Below are 20393 nucleotides of genomic sequence, written 5' to 3' on the forward strand. Positions count from 1 at the left end.
GTTTAAAGTCTCCCAATGCCCTATGGCGACTATGCCCAAATTTTAACATAAAGCCGTCCTAGAAGGCGATGCACTGAGCAGTTCGACCCTTCGACAGGCTCAGGGCATCGCAGGCTCACTGTAACACCTGTCGAAGTGACGGGGCTTGTATCCCATTATTTTCGGTCAGAGGTATATTTGATTTTTGGAAATGACTAATAGTTCCTTAATGGTACAAGCCCCCAGATTTATTTGTGGGGTCAATCCAAAATCCAAAATCCAAAATCTAAAATTGTTTGACTAATGACAATTGATTACGACTTAGTAATTATTGGTGGAACTCTCGCCGGACGTTATGCAGCCCTAGTTGCAACTCAACTCAAGGCTACTGTGGCCTTAGTAGAGTCTCATATAAATTATGGATTTATTCAACACCAAGCTTTCAGCGAAATTGCCAACATCGCCCATAACCTCAGTGATATCGCTAGTTGGCGAACTCACATAACAGAAGGTCAGACCTCCGACAAATGTCAAACATCTCTGATATGGCCAGAAGCCAAGTTATACAGTGACAGCATATTCGCCAATATTCAAGAACAAAACTCCCTCGCCAACTTAGCCGCCTTGGGTGTAGATGTAATTTTCGGTAATGGTGAATTTCAATCCTCCCCCCATTTAGGCTTTGCAGTCAATCAACGGCTACTCAGGGGACGTACCTATTTATTAGCTAGTGGTTCTGTGCGAGGCGTTCCAGAAATTGCTGGATTAGAAACTACCAGCTACTTAACTTTAGCTAATATTTGGCATTCCCTCAAAGAACCACACCTACCCCAAAATTGGGTAATTATTGGCGGTATTCCTCAAAGTATTGAAGTCGTTCAAACCCTGGCGCGGTTGGGTTGTAATGTCACATTAGCTGTTAAATCTGCATCTATTCTCCCCTATGCTGACCCAGAAACAGCCCACCTGCTGCAAGCACAGTTAGAAGTTGAAGGTGTGCGTGTTATCACCCAAACACCAGTGACTCAGGTAAAATTAATTGAGGATAAAAAGTGGGTACTGGTAGGAGATAAAGCCATTGAAACCGATGAAATTTTAGTAGCAACCCACCAGAAACCAAACTTGGAGTTTCTGAATTTGGCGGCTGTCGGTGTAAAATGGCGATCGCATCGCTTGGTTGTCAATGATCAATTACAAACCACTAACCACCGCATTTACGCCTGTGGTGATGTCATTGGCGGGGATGATTTTGCTAACGTTGCTAATTATGAAGCCAGAATTGCCGTCAAAAATGCCCTGTTTTTTCCAAGATTAAAGGTCAATTATCGCTGTGTTCCTTGGGCGCTGAATTCCTATCCTAATTTGGCGGAAGTTGGTTTAACAGAAGTCCAAGCAAAGCGCCAATTTAGACCAGAGGAAATTTTAGTTTTACGACAATATTATAAAACAGTCAGAGCAGCCCAACTGCGGGACGAAACTACAGGTATATGTAAATTAATTGTGCTTCGCAATGGCGAAATTTTGGGAGCTTCTATATTGGGAGCAGAAGCATCGGAATTAATTAATTTAATTGCTTTAGCGATATCCCAAAAAATTCCAGTGCAAAAATTAGCAAATTTATCTGCTATCTATCCCAGTTTTTCCGAGATAATCGAAAATACAGCCAGAGAGTGGGGTCAGCAGAGGTTAAATAGCAATCATGCTTTACAAGATTTTCTCGAAGGCTTCTTTCATTTTCGCCGCAACTGGAATTTATAATACAGCAGTTTTCATATATAATGTATACTCTCGAACATCCCGCCCATCAATCATTACCTGTCCTGATGTTGGGTCATAAAAGTGTTAGAGACTGAAACGAAACAACCCAGTTGATTACCTTGCCTGATTCCGGTTATCTAGGAAAAGCAGGCATATTTCTTGTATAGTTAGCACGACACAATAAAACCATTTAGATATTTTAACAAAGGAATAAAGATGTCCGAACCAAACGGCGTGATGATGCAGTTCTTTCACTGGTATATCCCGCCAGACGGCAACCTCTGGAATGAATTAAAAGAAAACGCCCAAGCGCTAGTTGATGCTGGCATTACGTCTGTCTGGTTGCCTCCAGCCTACAAAGGTACAGCCGGCGGCTACGATGTCGGTTATGGGGTCTACGACATCTTTGATCTCGGCGAATTTGACCAGAAAGGCTCTGTGCGAACCAAGTACGGTACCAAAGATGAGTACGTCACTGCTGTTAAGGCTGCAAGAGCGACTGGTATGCGTGTGTATGCAGACGTGGTTTTTAATCATAAATTAGGTGCAGACGAACCCGAAGAGGTGGAAGCAACGCCCTACAGTCCAGATGATCGCCACCATGCGATCGGCGATATGCAAACCATCAAAGTGTGGACTCACTTTACCTTCCCTGGTCGCAAGGGCAAATACTCTGAGATGGAGTGGCACTGGTGGCACTTCGATGCCGTAGACTACAATGTCTACAATGAAGGCGAGAACGCGGTTTATCTGTTTAAAGATAAACAATTTGACGAACAGGTTGACCTGGAAAAGGGTGCGTTTGACTATCTCATGGGCTGCGATCTGGACATGGAGCAGCCAGAAGTACGAGCCGAGTTGAAGCACTGGGGAGAATGGTTTGTCGATACCACCGAAGTAGATGGCTTTCGTTTTGATGCTGTTAAACACGTCAAGGCTAGCTTTTTTCCGGAATGGCTAAACCACTGCCGCAAACACGCGGGTCGCGATCTCTTTGCTGTGGGTGAGTATTGGTCTTACGAAGTGGAAGCGCTGCACCATTTCATCAACGTCACGGGTGGCGATGTGTTACTGTTTGATGCGCCCTTGCACTACAACTTTAGCGCTGCCAGCACGCAGGGTAATGACTACGATATGCGGCGGATTTTTGACAACACTCTCGTACAACAGCAACCCGCTTTAGCCGTCACCCTAGTGGACAATCATGATTCTCAGCCTTTGCAGTCACTAGAGTCGGTTGTCGAAGGCTGGTTCAAACCACTGGCGTATGCGCTGATCCTACTTCGACGCGATGGGTATCCCTGCATTTTCTACGCCGATTATTATGGCGCTCACTACAAAGATAAGGGGCCCGATGGCAATGAGTATGAGATTTGGCTTGACAGTCATCAATGGCTGATTGATAAGTTTTTGCACGCGCGTCAAACCTATGCTTATGGCGATCAGTACGACTATTTTGATCATGCCAACACACTGGGCTGGACGCGCCTGGGCGATGAGAAACATCCTGGCGGTATGGCGGTGGTGCTTAGTAATGGAGGTGATGGTACAAAGTGGATGGAGGTGGGGCAACCAAATCAGACTTATGTTGACTTGACTGAACACATTAGCGAGACTATCACCACAAATGATCAGGGTTGGGCTGATTTTCGCTGCAATACCGGTTCAGTTTCGGTCTGGGTGCCACAGTCGTAGTCTCGTTGGGTATCTGCCGAGATATGCGGAGGACACCCCACGAGACTTACACGGCAAAATTGGGTTGGTGAACCACTAGAGTCGGCTGCTGGTATATGGGGTGGATCTAACGAAGTATTAAACTCAAAGGGTCGGGTGACCGATTGGTTGAGTTTAATTCGACTGCTCATTTCTCCCCCTAACCAACCACCCCATCTGATTACCTAGCTTCCCTGCTTTGGTGAAAGTGAAGCTACCCCACACACAAGCTACTTCATCCTTACTTGTATGATGAGGCAATGCTATAACAAGAATAGTTCTCTTACTTCGGGCGCTCATTATTACGATTCAAATTCTTTTCTGTGAAAGATACACTACCAATTCCTTGGAGAATACCACGACCGATTAAACCTAAACCTCGACCAACTATTTTCGTGAGTAAAAAAACGATACTACTACCTATAATAGCTAATAAAGATTTTAAACGCGGTGCGATCGCATCTCGAAATTCTAGTATTAATGTGACTAATAGGGGAATACCCGAAAGTTTTGCTAATTCTTGTCCACGGGGAGCATAAATCGCAGTTTTAGCAATCCCACGCGGTGCAAATACAAATACCTCATAGCTACTTTCAAACATAGCTTTTGGCTCGTTGATATACTTATTTAAACGGTATTTCCACGACAAATCATTACGAAAGCGTTCTATTTCCCTTGTGGAAATTAATCGGCGGTCATAATAATTCTGTTTAATTTCCTCCACATCTGCTAAAGAGTTGAGTAATGGTTGCACTACAGCATTAGCTACCTGAATTAATAAATTTTCTAAAATCATTAATGCTTGGGACTGAGCCTCAGAAGTACCGGCGGTACAGCAGCTATTATCAATTTGTAAGTCTGTCTGAAATACCAAATACGAAAATAATTGTTCAACTAAGGGAATTTTATTACAAATTTCTGTTTGGACAACTCGATAATTTTGCAGCAAGAGATTAACAACTTCTATGTTTTTCTTATCTACTTCCACTCGATAGAATTTACCAAAAAAATCTGTAATTACTGCTTGCCATAAATCATATAATATGCTGTCTTTTAAAGTTTCCAGTTGCGGGATGGTAATTTGAGGGACACGCAGTTCATCCAGTTTTTGAGCCAGTTTTTGCAGAGTTAGGTAGAGTAATTCCCGTTTTTTATCTTCACGAAATATGTCAATTTCTAAAGCGACATCTGTGACATTTTGTAAAGAGAATTGTAACTTGTTCACACATAATGAAAATAAATCAGATTGTAGCGATCGCGGACTCAGTAAAGGAGACGTTGTTGGTTCTAACTGTAACTCTAGTGGCGCAGTGGCAATACTGAAAGAAGGAATTACAGGCGGTGACTGTGTTACTGCAATGGATTCTTTTTCCTGTCTTTCCTCTGGTGAAACCAATAACCGACTGAGTAACCAACGAGCTGCTAACAATTCTCGTCGTTGTCCAGCAAAAACAGCTTGATCTATTAATCGTAATCCAGGGGTTTGTAATTGCGCTGTCACTTGGGCTAAACTCGCCTCAATATAACCAATTCCTGAGAAATACCAATTTTTTCGCACCCTCGCCAGAGGGATAGGCGGTGATGGGATGGACTGAGGGGAAATTGGATCTAAATTTTGGCTTGAGGGGAAATAGTTAGCACCATCTGCTACAGCTTCCATCGCAGCGACTAACTCAGGAATAGGAGAGCCTTTAGGACAATAGCCATTAACGCCAGCAGCTCGCACGGCTAACAGTAATCCTGGTTCTTGCACAGAACTAAGTAGCAAGACTGCTAGTTGAGGGTATTGGTTTTTTAGTTGTTGACAGAGTTGTAAACCCTGCTGCTGGCTGGAAATAGAGCGACCATTCCCCAATTCTAAAACCACTAAATTGACTTGCTGGGGGTCTTCTTGAGCCAGTTCTGCCAGTATCTGCAAAGCCGTTGTATCTGTCTCAGCTTCGGCTACTACTTGAATATCAGGAAGTGATGACAATGCCACCCGTAGTCCTAGCCGGAATATGGGGTCTTGGTCAATTAAGATTAACTTTAGGGGTCTATTGGTCATGGTATTGACAATACACAATGACTGTTGATATACAGTCTCTCATAGTTTTGATGCTAATCTGAGTCCTGCTCATTGTCACTAATCAGAGAGTAGGTTAGCCACGCTACAGGACTGACAAAAAATATCCCATTTCGACAAGTGTTACAGTGAGCTTGCCGAACTGCTCAGTGACCACTCAAACCCTGATTTCTCTGTGTACTCTGTGCCTCTGTGGTTCGTCCCCTCAAAACAAGCAAGACTTGTACTGAGCTTGTCGTAAAGCCTACGGCATAGCTACGCTTACCGCGTAGCGTGGCGTTAGCCATAGTATGGCTGTTCCACAAAAGAAAGTTAATGATTCATCAGAGTTCCAGACTTATGCTATTTCTGGGGGATTACGGTAGCCATAAAAGTTAACACTGTATTCTGTAATCCGTACTCCTGTTGTTTGTTCAACATGACGGATTAATTCTTCGGGGAGTTCTATATGAATATCAAGAAGTTGATGAGTATCAATACAGTTGACGTGACTATGGGAATCACTGATATTGCCGTATAAACGCCCGTCACAGCGTTCAATACATTCAATGATGCCCTGAGTTGATAGGGCTTCTAAATTTTGATAAACGGATGTATGACCAATATCTTTACCCTCTTGGCTGAGGCGGTCATAAATTTCTCTAGCAGAAAGATGTTCATTAGCTTTCCACAGCAGTTCTAAAATAAACCGACGCTGACGGCTAACGCGCATACCCAATAGCTGACATCGCTCTAGGGCATCTTCTAGAGAGCGAATTGGTGTTGAGGATATAGATTGATTTTGCATAGTTAAGTTGGTTAACTATAAGGGGATTTTCCCGGTTCAATGTTTATGGGTTGTTTTGATCTACCAGCATATTACTGAGTTATTTTGCTCCTACTTGTGTTGCTGCGGAATTGATTTATGATCTTAAACAAACTCATTACAACTTTAACTTAAAATTGTGGCAAATGTCCAACTATAGGTAGGTGTGATGTCTGCAAAATTGGGCGAGTACCGATAAAAATTTCCCATAGAAACCGGAAAGCTGGTACTGTGGATTCTCGATCATACTGTTAAGCATATAGAAAGTGGCGGCGGAATCAATGACAATCAAGATCACACTCGATAGTGAGTACGTTAATAATCTCGATATTTCACCTGCCATCAAGGTGATTTCGCAACTTTTAGAAGAGGATGCAGTTGCATCTCATGAACAGCAGTTAAGCTTTGATATTAACTATTCTTTAGAACCAGGAGACCCCCGCGAATTATCAGAAATTCCTGAGTTGCGGTTGTGGTTTGTCCGTTTAGATGCGAAGTATCCTTGGTTGCCATTTTTACTAGATTGGAAATCGGGCGAATTGGCTCGTTACAGTGCCATGCTTGTACCACACCAGTTTAGTGCCAAAGAAGGTATTCAATATAACCCTGAAGCTTTAGAAATATTTCTCATGCACAAGATATTTATTTTAGGTGATTGGCTCCAGGAACAAGGTATCTCCAGCCCATCGCGGTTAAAGTCTATGGCGCAAATGCTCGGTTATGAATTAGATGATGCTTTGTTTGAGATATTTGCTTAATAACCTCACCGCGAATCTCTCTTCTTGCTCAGGCTATCGTGTACATACAAGTCGGGAAATTGCTTTTTTCTGCCATAAGACCCCACCCCTAGCCCCTCCCCGCAAGCGATGAGGGGAACTGGATTTCCAGTTAAATCCTGTTTTTAGGGCGAGAAACCCTTTATGGATCAGGATGTGTGTACACCGTAGCCTGAGCAAGGAAAGAGAAGACTTTGCCATGTATATACACAATTAAGTTTCTGGGTTGTGATTATCTAAAGTACCGTTACGGGCAAAAATTTCCATAGCTTCACTTCTGGTCATATTATGTTTAGCTGCCAATTCTGCTAGCTTTTCCCAAGCTGTATCTGTCAGTCGCATAGACCTGAGATGTTTTGGTTCACGACCATAATCCATTTTAAATTTACCCGACGCAGTACGCTTGCGCCTGGGGGATTTCTGAACAGTTCCTGAGTACTGATTTGGGGTTTTGGGAGTCTGATTACTTGTGAGTAAGTTAACTAGCTGATTAATTAAGCGATCGCCCTCCATCGGTAATAACTGCTGACTATGTAGCATATTCTGAATAATGTTGAAATGAACTAATGTCCCCATAAAAATCCGCGCCGCTACTTCTGGGTCAGGTAATTGCAGTTCTGGATGGGCGGTAAAATATTGGTTGAGAAGTTCCAACGCAGGTTTGTGGATGTTACGCACAAACTCTTGCGCCAGCAATGGGAAACGTCCAGATTCACCGATAATCACTCTGACTAAATTCAAAACTTCCTGTTCATCACTCATCCGCCCCAAAATGTTGGTTGCTAAACGGTGCAAAACAATTTGAGGTTCTCCTTCTAGAAATTCTGGATCTTGGGGAATAAATACTGCACGATAATTTTCCTGGGCTAGTCGCTCAATCAGAGCAATAAATAATCTTTCTTTATCTTGAAAGTAGCTGTAGACAGTTGTTTTGGATACTCCTGCTGCTGCTGTGACTTTATCCATTGTGGTGGCTGCATAGCCATTAGCTAAAAATTCTTGCATAGCACCAGCGAAAATCGCATCAACTTTCTCTGGTGAGAGTAAACGCTCTATTTGATGATTTTCTGTCGGTTTTTTTTTCATAGCTGGGGAGTGGGGAATAGGGAATAGGGAGCAGGGAGCAGGGGAGCAGGGAGCAGGGGAGCAGGGAGTGGGGAGCAGGGAATCAAGATATACGGGGTTTTGTATGGCTACGCCACGCAAGCTATCAAAATTTAAATAGGAGTCCTATAGCTGGGGAGTAGGGAAAGGTTTGATGATTTGTTTTTTCTTACCCTCCTGGGTGGTTGCTATATATTTAGGTTTCTGGACTCTTGACATTACTAGAATGTACAGTTTAGTTTAGTGGATAGCAAATAAACTAAATAGTTTACTCATACATAAAAGAGGGGGCTTATGCTACCTGATAGCACTGCTAAAGGTTCGGCATTCGTTAAGCCTAGCTCTCGCCAACTGATTATATTGACAGTAGCGACAAGTTTGGCGATCGCTGGGACAACAGGTTATAAATTTTGGCAATCACAAGTATTAGAAACGACTCCCACCGCCGAGGTGAGTACACCTGAAATTAAAACGGTGACTGCCCTGGGGAGATTAGAACCCAAAGGCACAGTGATTAAACTTTCCGCACCGGCATCGAGTCAAGGTAGTCGGGTAGAGAAACTGTTGGTCAAGGAAGGAGATCAGGTAAAAACGGGACAGGCGATCGCCATTTTAGATAACCGCGATCGCTTAGAAGCCGCATTACAAGAAGCCGAAGCCAGCGTCAAAGTAGCACAGATAAACTTGGACAAAATCCAGGAAGGAGCAAAAGTCGGTGAAATAGAAGCACAAAAAGCCGAGATGGGGCGTATTCAAGCCCAGACTCTAGGAGACGAAAGGCAGCAAAGAGAAACAGTCACCCGATTAGAAGTACAGTGGCAAGGGGAGAAAACAGCACAAGAAGCCACAATTAAGAGACTGACAGCCGAATTGAAAAATGCCCAAGTAGAATTTCAACGCTATCAGCAATTGTACTCGGAAGGTGCAATTTCCCAGTCTCTATTTGACTCCAAACGCTTAAGTGTAGATATCATCACCCAACAGTTGAGCGAAGCCAAAGCCATTCTCAAACGCATTGATGGCACTGGTCGCCAGCAAATTACCGAAGCTCGAACAGTCCTAGCTCGTATTCAATCCACGGGCAGCCAGCAAGCCAATGTTGCATCTGCTACCTTAGACCGGATCACCGAAGTTCGTCCAGTAGATGTCGCCGGAGCCAAAGCAGAAGTTAACCGGGCGATCGCCGCCGCGAAACAGGCAAAAGCTAACTTAGATCAGGCTTACGTCAAATCGCCCCAAGATGGTGTGATCTTAGACATTAATACCCGCTCAGGTGAAATGGTATCAAATGACGGCATTATCGACATTGGGCAAACCAACCAGATGTATGCAGTTATCGAAATTTATCAAAGCGACGTAAGCAAAGTAGAACCTCAACAACGGGTGCGAATCTCCAGTAATTCTCTCCCAGGTGAATTAGTAGGAACCGTAGATTGGGTAGGCTGGAAAGTAGAACGGCAGAATATTATCAACAGTGACCCCACGGAAAATATCGACTCCAGAGTAGTAGAAGCCCATGTCAAACTAGATCAAGCATCCAGCCAAAAAGCCGCCAAATTTACCAATTTACAAGTAAAGGCGGTGATTGAACTGTGAAAAACTTAATCAAAGAACTACAACGGCGAACACCCCTGGGATGGCTACAACTCAGCCATAATACAAGTCGTCTATTTGTCGCTTTAGCAGGTATTGCCTTTGCCGATGTTCTCATCTTTATGCAGCTAGGATTTCAGAATGCGCTCTACGACAGTAACACCACCATAAATCGGGCTGTGCTGGCAGACATCATTTTAATCAGTCCTCAAAGCCGCAATATGCAAAATATGTCCACCTTTTCACGGCGGCGATTATTTCAGGCTGCTGATGTTCCAGGTGTAGAATCAGCGACAGCCATGTATATCGGGTTAGTGACTTGGAAGAATCCCCAAACACGGCGGAAAACCTCAGTCCAAGCCATTGGTATTAGTCCTGAGCAGCCTACTTTAGACTTACCAGAAGTAAATGCTCAATTAGACAAGATTAAACTCCCAGATTTCTTTCTTTTTGATCGGGGAGCCAGGGGGGAATACGAAGAAGTATTTAGCCAAATTGACGCAGGTAAAACTGTATCCACAGAAATAGAGAAACGTACCATTAACATCAATGGCACATTTAAATTAGGCGCATCCTTTGGTGCTGATGGCACATTGATTTCCAGCCAGGACAATTTTTTACGAGTATTTCCCAGAAGACAAGCCGGGAGTATCAGCCTGGGTTTGATTGATATTCAACCAGGCTATGATTCGCAGCAGGTAGCAGCAGCATTAAAATTGCATCTCCAAAATAATGAGGATGTCAAGGTGCTAACACGGGAAGAATATATCAAATTTGAGGAAAATTACTGGAAAAGTGAAAGTCCCATTGGGTTTATCTTCAGTTTGGGCGTATCAATGGGATTTATCGTCGGTGTGATTATTGTCTATCAAGTTCTTTCTACTGATGTGAATTCCCACTTGAAAGAGTATGCCACCTTTAAAGCAATGGGTTATCCTAATTCATACCTGTTAGGGGTAATTTTTGAAGAAGCCATTATTTTAGCTTTATTGGGTTTCATTCCCGGATTTGTTGTGCCTTTGGGACTTTATCGCTTGGCTCGTAATGCGACAAATTTACCAGTATACATGACTTTATTTCGGGCATTATTTGTATTATTGCTGACAATTATTATGTGTACTATTTCTGGAATTATAGCCACGAAGAGATTACAATCTGCTGACCCTGCGGATATGTTTTAGGAGTGTGGGGAGTGTGGGGAGTGTGGGGAGTGTGGGGAGTGTGGGGAGTGTGGGGAGTGTGGGGAGTGTGGGAGGTGTGGGAAGTGTGGGGAGTGTGGGGAGTGTGGGGAGTGTGGGGAGTGTGGGGAGTGTGGGGAGTGTGGGGAGAAGACGGTAATTTCCTAATGACCAATGACAAATGACAAATCCTATGGTTATCTCTATTCAAAATCTTGATCATTACTTTGGTAGTGGTCAACTGAGTAAACAGGTTTTATTTAATATCAACCTCACAATTAATGCCGGTGAGATTGTGATTATGACTGGCCCTTCTGGTTCTGGTAAAACTACACTGCTAACTTTAGTGGGAGGGTTGCGTTCTCCCCAGTCTGGTAGTGTGCGGGTGTTAGACAGAGAACTGTGTGGCGCTAGCCCCAAATATCTAACACAGGCGCGGCGAAGCAACGGTTATATCTTTCAGGCGCATAACTTACATGGGAGTTTAACTGCGCTGCAAAATGTGCGGATGGGTTTGGAAGTGCAACCGAATATTTCACCCCAGGAAATGATCCAACGATCGCAGGAAATGTTAGAGTCGGTGGGTTTGGGAGAGCGACTCCATTACTATCCCGATAATTTATCTGGTGGACAAAAACAACGGGTGGCGATCGCACGCGCGTTAGTAAGTCAGCCCAAAATCGTCTTAGCCGATGAACCCACAGCCGCACTGGATAAACAATCGGGGCGCGATGTTGTGGAAATTATGCAGAAATTAGCCAAGGAGCAAGGCTGTACAATTTTACTTGTCACCCACGACAACCGTATTTTAGATATCGCTGACCGAATTATCTATATGGAAGATGGCCATCTCGTGAGAGATGGTGTAAGTTCTGTTAGTAGTGCTTAATACTGAGTGGAAAAAAAGAATTGGCAAATTTATAACTTTTTTTCAGCACTCAGCACCAGTTTAGCCGCCCCAAATTTTCTCCAAAACCATTTGGGGTGAAATATCTGCGATTTGATCTGTAGGTGATTTAATCGCCAAGAATTTATCGCTTTTGGGCAACAACCTCCCAGGATCTCTAGAGCCAAACAGAGCAATAGTATAAGTTTGTACTGCTACACTTAACTGGAGTAATGCATCATCCGTGGATAACATCAAACTAGCTCCACCAATCATGGCGGCTAACTTGCCAATGTTATCAGGAGACGTGACCTTGATACCTGGAACCCTTTGGAAGAGCGATCGCCCTACTTGCTGATTTTCAGATTGTTGAATCAGTACCACAGGTAAATCTGGCTGCTTTTGTTGACATTCCTGAATAATTTCTTGCCAATTATTCACGGGGTAGACTTGATCCACAGCTGTTGGCGATATCTGACTAGAACCAGCATTAATCAAGATATAGCCTGTTTCGTTGACACCCAAGCGTTTTTGTTCATTCTGTGACCACTCAATGTCTGATTTCAGTATATTCACTGCCAACTCTGGGCAAGGAGTGTTAATCCCGAAGGGTTGCAGTAACTTGTGGTATTCCGCCGCTAAATACTGCTTTGATGGGTACGGCACAGAATTAGTCAGAAAACCTGATCCTTGGCCGTTGTAACCAACGCGGGTGGGGATTCCTGTTAACCACAGAACCAGACCCATTAACCAGCTTTCTCTTACAGTAATTACAGCATCGTACTCACGATCTCGAATTGTGCCGACAAAGTTACTCCAATCGGCTAGACTGTTGCGGTCTTGATAATCAAAGGTCAGTAGATCATTCACTGACTGGCTCACCCGGTAAGCAGCCTTGGACCGGGGTTCGACTACGACATCTAACTGAGCTTCAGGGTAAGAACGCTTCAGATCATCTAGAGTCGGGAAAAAAAGAATTTGGTCGCCAATTCCACCAGGGACAAGGGCTACTACTCGCATAATATTTGTTGACGCGTACTTGCTCCTTATTTTAGGTGAATAATGACTATATTCACACTCTCTATGCCTAAAGGCTGGGTATTCCAGGCACTGGCGAAAGTTCTACTCAGCTTTGGTTATACTTTTAGCAAGCTTATGGTTTCTCACCCAGCCGCTAACATTTAAATTTACCTTTATGCACCATGCGTCGATTCGGACTGCGAATATTCATCAGGCGATCGCCTTTTATGAACAATTAGGCTTTACAGTTAGCGAACGCTTCACCACAGGCTACACGCTGGCTTGCTGGATGACAGGCTTACAGGGCAGAATCGAATTAATCCAAATTCCTGAACCCAAACCCGCACCGGATGCTTTTGGCGATGAACATTACGTTGGCTATTATCATCTCTCCTTTGATTTAACTGAAATTACATCAGATTTACCTAGCTGGTTGACAAATTTACAATTACGTGTAGATGCGGCGGCAAATTTACCACCCCTGAAAATACTATTAGCACCAACCCAGCAGCAAATAGGCGATCGCATTTGGGAAGTCGCTTTTATTGCTGATACCGATGGCTTACCCCTAGAATTTATACGCTGTTTGGCTACACTGGATTAGTTATCCCCACTTGATAAACATCGCCATGACTTGGTTATTTAAAAAAGTTACAAAAAATTTATACCTGAATTTATCTGCTGTATTTTCAGCCATCCGGCAGTTAACTTTAATAGTTTTATTACTTTGCCTGGGTTTCGTGAATCATGATCAGGCGATCGCCGCCAACTTTACCGAAAATCCCCTCAAGCAACCAGCCACAGAAATTACAATCAGCTTAGGTAATTCTGCTAACGAACTCAAATTTGAACCCAATCATTTAGAATTTGAACCCGGTAAACGCTATTTACTACACCTCCACAACCCCAGCCAATTAAAGCATTATTTCACCGCCAAAGACTTCGCAGATGCTATCTGGACACAAAAAGTCCAAGCCGGCAAAGTAGAAGTCAAAGGTGCAATTCATGAACTAGAACTCAAACCCGGTGGTGAAGCCGAATGGGTCTTCTTACCCATAAAACCAGGAAGCTATAACTTACACTGTTCCATACCAGGACACACAGAAGCCGGCATGACCGGTGAAATCACCATCCACTAACCACAAAATAGCGCGTTAGCCACAGGTAAAAATAAGCTAACTTAAAGATAGATGTAGTTTTTCAATTAACAAAAATACTGCCCCCTTAGCAGTCCAGCGCCAGTAATTATTAATCACCCATGAACATTTTTAGTAACCTACTCCCTCAAAAAACTTCAGCCAAACCAGCAAAAAGAGAACGCCGAGGTATAGAAATAAAATCATCCCGTGAAATCGAAATCATGCGGGAATCGGGAAAAATAGTCGCCACCGTACTCAAAGAAATTTCTGGAATGGTACAGCCAGGAATGACCACAGCCGATTTAGACGCTTATGCAGAAAAACGCATCCGCGAAATGGATGCCACACCAAGCTTTAAGGGATATCACGGTTTCACCGGTTCCATTTGTTCCAGTATTAACAATGAAGTAGTACATGGTATCCCCAACGCGAAAAAAGTAATTCGCACTGGGGACGTATTAAAAGTAGATACAGGCGCTTATTATCAAGGTTTTCATGGTGATTCCTGCATCACAATCGCCGTAGGTGATGTTACCCCAGACGCAGCCAAACTGATTCGCGTCGCCGAAGAAGCACTTTTTAAAGGTATTGAACAAGTTAAAGCAGGTACTTATTTGCTAGACTTAGCGGGAGCCATAGAAGACCATGTAAACGCCAACGGTTTTAGTGTCGTTGAAGAATTTACCGGACATGGTGTTGGTCGAAATTTACACGAAGAACCCTCAGTATTCAACTTCCGCACCCGGCAAATGCCTAACGTCAAACTCCGTGCAGGAATGACCTTAGCCATAGAACCAATTTTGAATGCAGGTTCTAAACACACCAGAATCTTATCAGACAGATGGACAGCCGTAACCGTAGATAATTCACTATCCGCACAGTTTGAGCATACAGTCTTAGTAACAGAAACTGGTTACGAAATATTAACAGACCGCACAAAAGTATAACCATCAAACTAAAATCTCCCTCTTTAGGTTTCAATATTCAGAGGGAGGAATTCACATTATTCAGAGGGGTTTTATGACTCAAGCCATAACCAAGCCCAAAGTAGTAACCTATGCCGAATTTATAGAGTGGAAACCTGAAGGAATATTCTATGAATTACATGATGGGGTAATTTGTGAAATGCCACAACCACTAGGAGAACATGAAGAAATTACCGGATTTATAGCGCGAAAACTAACTATAGAATTTGATAGATTAAATCTTCCCTATACTATCCCTAAACAAGCATTAGTTAAACCACCTGAAAGCGAATCAGCTTATTTACCAGATGTTTTAATATTGAACCGTGCTAACTTAGGAAACGAACCATTATGGAAAAAACAATCAACTGTTACCCAAGGTGCATCAGTACCATTGGTCATTGAAGTAGTGAGTAGTAATTGGCGGGATGATTACTATAAAAAGTTAGCTGATTATGAAGAAATGGGTATACCTGAATATTGGTTAGTGGATTATCTCGCTTTGGGGGGAAGAAAATTTATTGGTAATCCGAAACAACCTACTATTTCTGTATATCAACTTATAGAAGGTGAATATCAAGTAACTCAGTTTCGGGGAAGTGACATCATTCAATCACCAGCATTCCCAGAGTTAAACTTAACCGCAAACCAAATTTTTCAACTGGGAAATAATTCCTAAACATAGCACAAGGATAACTAAAAGTTATTTTAAATTCTCTCACAGAACACAAGAATATAAATTCTTACATATTGTGGGGTGGGTATACTTTGATAAGTTTTACAGTGAGCTTCCCGAACTGCTCAGTACAAGTCTTACCCATCCTCAAAACGATTTAATCTTTAATTAATATAAGAACACCTGCATAATTACTTTGATAAATCGGAAGTAGTTCCTGAGCTTCTGGGTAAATAGATGTACTTTGAGGAATATTTTCTAATAAATAGATAGCTTCTTCCCATTTAGCTTTGGCTTGAAGTAAAGCTAAGGCTGACTGTTGGGAATTTTGGAGGAAAAAAGTAGCTTCTGTTGCCAATTTTTGAGCAGTTTGTAAGTCTTTTGTGGCTTGCTCTTCCGCCAAAACTTTTTCACTAATAGCAAGGCGGTTACGGCGATAGCGAAATAATCTCTCATTGGCTGGAGTATAAACAGATGCTCCTGGTGGAATGCTCATTAACAAGTCAATTGCTTGTAACCATTTGGTTTCTGCTTCTTCCCAGACTGTCACAGGATAGGGCGGATTTTCCACTAGTGCGGAAGCTTCTCGACCCAGTTGAAGCGCAGATTTAAAGCTAGCAACTGCTGTAGATTCCTGGCGTGAAGTCAACACAGGTGGCGAAACAGATGTGTTTCTCTGTTGACTAATTAATCCGGTGGAAATTAAGACTAATAAACTTGAAGCTACAATCAGAAGGGGGTAGAATATTTTCGATGATTTTAACTTTGATATTATCTTGCTTGGATAATTAATTACTGTTTTTCGCTGCCTTTTTTTTGATAAATGTCTCAGAGATTTTTCAGCCTTTTGTATTAAGCTGTTAAGCTGGGCATTTAAAATATAAACATTTTTTTGTAGTTCCTGAAATTCTTGGACAATATCTGTTAATTCCTGAAAATTACTATTACTAGATATAATTAACTCTTGATGATCATCTAACCATTCTAAGGTGAAGCTGGACTGACCATAAAAAGATGATAAACCTGTGAGAATTGTTAAAAATTTAGGACTAAGATTAATACTATTAGTAATAGTGATGAGTGTTTCTTTGACCTGCAAAGTCTCTCTTTGAGCATTCCTCAATTGTTGGATTTGCTGCGCTAAAATATCAGAGTTATTCAATGCTAAGTTAATTTCTAAGTTCTCGCTCAGATTTTGCACTTCAGCCGATAAGTTGCTATGGTGACTATGAGAATTTAGTTGACTGATTAATTGAGAATCGTTTAGAATATCTGCGGCTAGAAAACGCAGGAAATCTCCCCATTCTATCCAATCATCAATTTTTGATTGTAAGTCGTTAATAGAAATTTCTGTACTGGGGTTGCCGAATTTTGCTGTGATATATTTTCTGTGAGCATTTATCTCTGTTTCTCCTGGAAAAATATGATCTAGAAACAGAGTTTTGATTGTACCAATCGGGGGTAAATTATGAATTGAATAATTATTAATTATTGCTGATTTTAGTTCTTCAATAATTATTGTTTGCAGGTAACTTAGTTGTAACTGGATATTATTTATGAGGGTAACTTGTTGCGTGATTTGCTCGGAATTACCCAGATTCAACTGTAGACTCAGAACCATTTGCGGGAGTTGATTAAAAATTTCTTCTAAGTTAGTCATAAATATCCCTTGGGGACTTCTCGAAAGTTTATGTGGAACAATTAAAATCAACTATGCCGTCAGTTGATGCTGAGAGTCGGAGTCTCGCCCTGTGTATAAAGGTTCTGTGTTGTGATGGATTGAGAAATCTTAGGATATATATGATACATGATTACCGGAAAAAAGTTGAAAATAACAGTTTCCTGGTAATATTTCCACAAAATATAAAATAGCCCCTTAATTTAGCTTATGAATAAAAATGATTTAGCTTTTACCCCAGCTGTAGAACTGGCGCAGTTAATTCGGCGGGGGGAAGTGTCGCCTTTGGAGTTGGTGGAATTATATTTAGAGAGAATTGAGGAATTTAACCCCCAATTAGGAAGTTACTGGACGGTGACGGCTGAACAGGCGATCGCAGATGCTAAAGTAAAAACAGAAACCCTAGCAACTTCCGCAGAATTACCGCCATTGTTCGGTGTGCCAATTTCCATTAAAGATTTGAATGCAGTCGCAGGGATACCCTGTACTTACGGTAATCCGGCATTATTACAAAATATCCCTAACTATGATGATGGGGTCGTCACCCTGATTAAGCAAGCAGGTTTGATTATTCTCGGTAAAACCGCCACCTCTGAATTAGGTTCATTTCCTTACACCGAACCTACAGGATTTCCCCCAGCCAGAAACCCCTGGAATTTAGCATACACCCCCGGCGGTTCCAGTGGAGGCGCAGCAGCAGCACTAGCGGCGGGATTATGTGCTGTCTCCCAAGGTTCTGACGGTGGGGGTTCTGTGCGGGGTCCTGCGGCTTGCTGTGGTTTAGTGGGAATCAAACCATCCAGGGGTAGAGTCACTCATGCACCGGCGGGAAATAGCGTGGCGGGAATTGCGACAAATGGACCCATTGCGAGGACTGTGGCTGATGCAGCCGCCCTTTTAGATGTCATGTCTGGCTACGTTACTGGTGACCCTTACTGGCTACCTAATCCCGAACCCTCTTTTCTGGCTGCGACTACGGAAAAACTCGGTAATTTACGAGTTGCTTTTAGTACAAATATTCCTCCCCTGGGAGAGGCTGATGCTAATTGTCAACAAGGGGTTTTGAAAACGGTGAAATTGTTAGCGGAATTTGGTCACACAATTGAGGAGAAATGCCCGGATTTGACTGATTTAGTGGAACCATTTAAAGTTGTCTGGCAAGGTGGGGTAGCGGCTGCGAAAATCCCGATGGAGGCTTTACAGCCTGTGAATCAGTTGCTTTTATCGCGCAGCAGTTCTGTGGGTGAATATCTCCGGGCTGTTTCCCAAATGCAAATGGTAGCTAGGCGAATTGTGGCGTTTTTCGATACCGTAGATGTACTGGTATTGCCTGTTTATCTGCATTCGCCCATCCGTGTGGGAGAGTGGGCTAATTTGAGTCCGGAGGAAACATTCCAAAAAATTGTCACTTGGGTTGCACCTTGTCCTTTTGCTAATGCTACGGGTCAACCTGCGATCGCCCTACCGGTAGGTTTTGATAGTCATGGTCTACCCATAAGTGTACAACTAATTGGCAAACCTGCGGCTGAGGCGACTTTAATCTCTCTGGCGGCGCAATTGGAAGCAGCAAATCCTTGGATTCAACATCGTCCAGCGTTGGTTAAATCGGCTTAATTTCGGGGACTGGGGATTGGGTGATTTTTCAACACGCATTTTTTAACCAAAGGTGATAAAGCGACTAAATTGTTTCAATCCCCAATAGGGATTAGGTGGTTTTTCAACTTCAAAATGATGCTTTTGAGAGCCAAAATGTTGATTTCGTTGTTTCAATCCCTGATAGGGATTAGGTGGTTTTTCAACCCCTGCTGCTGCCAGTCATCGGTGTTGAGAGTTGACGTTTCAATCCCTGATAGGGATTAGGTAGTTTTTCAACCAGATAGACCTGCCTAGCCTCATCCAAAGAATTGTTTCAATCCCTGATAGGGATTAGGTAGTTTTTCAACCTCAGCGTAGTCAGCAAGTATTTTAGGATAGGCTGTTTCAATCCCTGATAGGGATTAGGTAGTTTTTCAACAGTCTGAGTTGTTGGTGGATGCAGGAAAACTCCTTGTTTCAATCCCTGATAGGGATTAGGTAGTTTTTCAACAAGGGAGATGCTGCAATATTGCTAATTCCTTTAATGTTTCAATCCCTGATAGGGATTAGGTAGTTTTTCAACATTTATCTGTACGGATTCTGCTATAATATTAGACAAGTTTCAATCCCTGATAGGGATTAGGTAGTTTTTCAACAACCTGTGCGACTTGCCCACACTTTGCCAGCCACGTTTCAATCCCTGATAGGGATTAGGTAGTTTTTCAACCGCTATCGCTACCTAAGCACCCGATTGGCAGATGGGTTTCAATCCCTGATAGGGATTAGGTAGTTTTTCAACAACTAAATTTCCTAAGCTGATGTAGGCATAGCGAGTTTCAATCCCTGATAGGGATTAGGTAGTTTTTCAACTTATACGGCTGGCTTTATCATTCCCTTCAATGTGTTTCAATCCCTGATAGGGATTAGGTAGTTTTTCAACTTGGGGTGAAGTTGACCATTCTTTCTACAGGTCGAGTTTCAATCCCTGATAGGGATTAGGTAGTTTTTCAACCTACGCAAGTACCAATTAAGTTAGCTAATTTATTCTGTTTCAATCCCTGATAGGGATTAGGTAGTTTTTCAACCCTCCTGGGTATCAGCAGGTGTATTTGGTGGCGGGTTTCAATCCCTGATAGGGATTAGGTAGTTTTTCAACGTGATCAGCCATCTGATCAGTTAAAAAATAAAATTGTTTCAATCCCTGATAGGGATTAGGTAGTTTTTCAACGTTTCTTGTCCTTTTACACCAGACATTATGTCTTGTTTCAATCCCTGATAGGGATTAGGTAGTTTTTCAACTTAGTGACTGGTTCTCGGTTTCCAGTCTACGCAGTGTTTCAATCCCTGATAGGGATTAGGTAGTTTTTCAACGAGGTTGAAATAATTTCAGAAACGGAAAAAACGGAGTTTCAATCCCTGATAGGGATTAGGTAGTTTTTCAACTCCCTTTTTTCAAAACATATACTAATTCACTAGGAGTTTC

General features: G+C 42.6%; 18 protein-coding genes and 1 CRISPR repeat array (1 of these 19 running past the window's edge). Of the genes, 12 read left to right on the forward strand and 6 right to left on the reverse strand.

Annotated features, from left to right (window positions below; all coding sequences use genetic code 11):
* Positions 1 to 282 precede the first annotated feature (282 nt).
* Entirely contained in the window at positions 283 to 1737 is a 1455-nt protein-coding gene (locus VB620_RS11580; RefSeq protein ID WP_323196304.1) for a dihydrolipoyl dehydrogenase family protein, read from the forward strand.
* A 216-nt stretch (positions 1738 to 1953) separates the two neighbouring features.
* Positions 1954 to 3432, forward strand: coding sequence for an alpha-amylase (locus VB620_RS11585; protein WP_323196305.1), 1479 nt, complete (start codon positions 1954 to 1956; stop codon positions 3430 to 3432).
* Between the two features lie 301 nt (positions 3433 to 3733).
* Here VB620_RS11585 and VB620_RS11590 read toward each other — a convergent pair whose 3' ends face one another.
* The 3 genes from VB620_RS11590 to VB620_RS11600 all read right to left on the reverse strand — a co-directional run bounded on the left by VB620_RS11590 (position 3734) and on the right by VB620_RS11600 (position 6302).
* Entirely contained in the window at positions 3734 to 5497 is a 1764-nt protein-coding gene (locus tag VB620_RS11590) for a DUF3685 domain-containing protein (protein WP_323196306.1), read from the reverse strand.
* 164 nt (positions 5498 to 5661) lie between these two features.
* Positions 5662 to 5802 carry a hypothetical protein gene (locus VB620_RS11595; RefSeq protein WP_323196307.1) on the reverse strand — a complete coding sequence of 47 codons (141 nt, stop codon included), beginning with the start codon at positions 5800 to 5802 and terminating at the stop codon, positions 5662 to 5664.
* A gap of 50 nt (positions 5803 to 5852) precedes the next feature.
* Positions 5853 to 6302 (reverse strand): Fur family transcriptional regulator, encoded by a 450-nt coding sequence (locus VB620_RS11600; RefSeq protein WP_323196308.1) that lies wholly within the window; start codon positions 6300 to 6302, stop codon positions 5853 to 5855.
* Positions 6303 to 6601: 299 nt separating this feature from the next.
* Between VB620_RS11600 and VB620_RS11605 the strand changes: the two genes are divergently transcribed.
* Complete coding sequence (locus VB620_RS11605; RefSeq protein WP_323196309.1) at positions 6602 to 7078, forward strand: CRR6 family NdhI maturation factor; 477 nt, start codon at positions 6602 to 6604, stop codon at positions 7076 to 7078.
* Between the two features lie 231 nt (positions 7079 to 7309).
* Here VB620_RS11605 and VB620_RS11610 read toward each other — a convergent pair whose 3' ends face one another.
* Complete coding sequence (locus VB620_RS11610; RefSeq protein WP_323196310.1) at positions 7310 to 8182, reverse strand: TetR/AcrR family transcriptional regulator; 873 nt, start codon at positions 8180 to 8182, stop codon at positions 7310 to 7312.
* A gap of 312 nt (positions 8183 to 8494) precedes the next feature.
* Here VB620_RS11610 and VB620_RS11615 point away from each other — a divergent pair, with 312 nt between their 5' ends.
* From VB620_RS11615 to VB620_RS11630, 4 genes are read left to right on the forward strand one after another with little or no spacing between them, the layout of a single operon-like run.
* Positions 8495 to 9796: a biotin/lipoyl-binding protein gene (locus VB620_RS11615; RefSeq protein ID WP_323196311.1), complete on the forward strand. Its 1302-nt coding sequence runs from the start codon at positions 8495 to 8497 to the stop codon at positions 9794 to 9796.
* Entirely contained in the window at positions 9793 to 10974 is a 1182-nt protein-coding gene (devC, locus tag VB620_RS11620) for an ABC transporter permease DevC (RefSeq protein ID WP_323196312.1), read from the forward strand. The genes VB620_RS11615 and devC overlap by 4 nt, the downstream gene beginning before the upstream one ends.
* 4 nt (positions 10975 to 10978) lie before the next feature.
* Positions 10979 to 11131, forward strand: a complete 153-nt coding sequence (locus VB620_RS11625) for a hypothetical protein (RefSeq protein ID WP_323196313.1) — start codon at positions 10979 to 10981, stop codon at positions 11129 to 11131.
* Positions 11132 to 11164: 33 nt separating this feature from the next.
* Entirely contained in the window at positions 11165 to 11860 is a 696-nt protein-coding gene (locus tag VB620_RS11630; RefSeq protein WP_323196314.1) for a DevA family ABC transporter ATP-binding protein, read from the forward strand.
* Between the two features lie 60 nt (positions 11861 to 11920).
* Here VB620_RS11630 and VB620_RS11635 read toward each other — a convergent pair whose 3' ends face one another.
* Complete coding sequence (locus tag VB620_RS11635) at positions 11921 to 12877, reverse strand: glycosyltransferase family 9 protein (protein WP_323196315.1); 957 nt, start codon at positions 12875 to 12877, stop codon at positions 11921 to 11923.
* 175 nt (positions 12878 to 13052) lie between these two features.
* Between VB620_RS11635 and VB620_RS11640 the strand changes: the two genes are divergently transcribed.
* From VB620_RS11640 to VB620_RS11655, 4 genes are all read left to right on the forward strand, one after another.
* Complete coding sequence (locus VB620_RS11640) at positions 13053 to 13481, forward strand: VOC family protein (RefSeq protein WP_323196368.1); 429 nt, start codon at positions 13053 to 13055, stop codon at positions 13479 to 13481.
* A 25-nt stretch (positions 13482 to 13506) separates the two neighbouring features.
* Positions 13507 to 14016 (forward strand): plastocyanin/azurin family copper-binding protein, encoded by a 510-nt coding sequence (locus VB620_RS11645; protein WP_323196316.1) that lies wholly within the window; start codon positions 13507 to 13509, stop codon positions 14014 to 14016.
* A 119-nt stretch (positions 14017 to 14135) separates the two neighbouring features.
* A complete protein-coding gene (gene map, locus VB620_RS11650) occupies positions 14136 to 14963 on the forward strand; it encodes a type I methionyl aminopeptidase (protein WP_323196317.1) in 828 nt (275 codons plus the stop codon).
* Positions 14964 to 15036: 73 nt separating this feature from the next.
* The gene (locus tag VB620_RS11655) at positions 15037 to 15660 is read left to right on the forward strand and encodes a Uma2 family endonuclease (RefSeq protein WP_323196318.1); all 624 of its coding nucleotides are present in this window, start codon (positions 15037 to 15039) and stop codon (positions 15658 to 15660) included.
* A gap of 154 nt (positions 15661 to 15814) precedes the next feature.
* Here the strand turns inward: VB620_RS11655 and VB620_RS11660 are convergent, their stop codons facing one another.
* Positions 15815 to 17317, reverse strand: a complete 1503-nt coding sequence (locus tag VB620_RS11660; protein ID WP_323196319.1) for a hypothetical protein — start codon at positions 17315 to 17317, stop codon at positions 15815 to 15817.
* 228 nt (positions 17318 to 17545) lie between these two features.
* On the opposite strand from VB620_RS11660, the gene VB620_RS11665 reads away from it, so the two are divergent.
* Positions 17546 to 18949 (forward strand): amidase, encoded by a 1404-nt coding sequence (locus tag VB620_RS11665; RefSeq protein ID WP_323196320.1) that lies wholly within the window; start codon positions 17546 to 17548, stop codon positions 18947 to 18949.
* A gap of 71 nt (positions 18950 to 19020) precedes the next feature.
* Positions 19021 to 20393: direct repeats of the CRISPR family, unit length 37 nt; unit sequence GTTTCAATCCCTGATAGGGATTAGGTAGTTTTTCAAC (it continues 319 nt past the right edge of the window).

Source organism: Nodularia harveyana UHCC-0300 (assembly GCF_034931085.1).
GTDB classification, from domain to species: domain Bacteria; phylum Cyanobacteriota; class Cyanobacteriia; order Cyanobacteriales; family Nostocaceae; genus Nodularia; species Nodularia harveyana.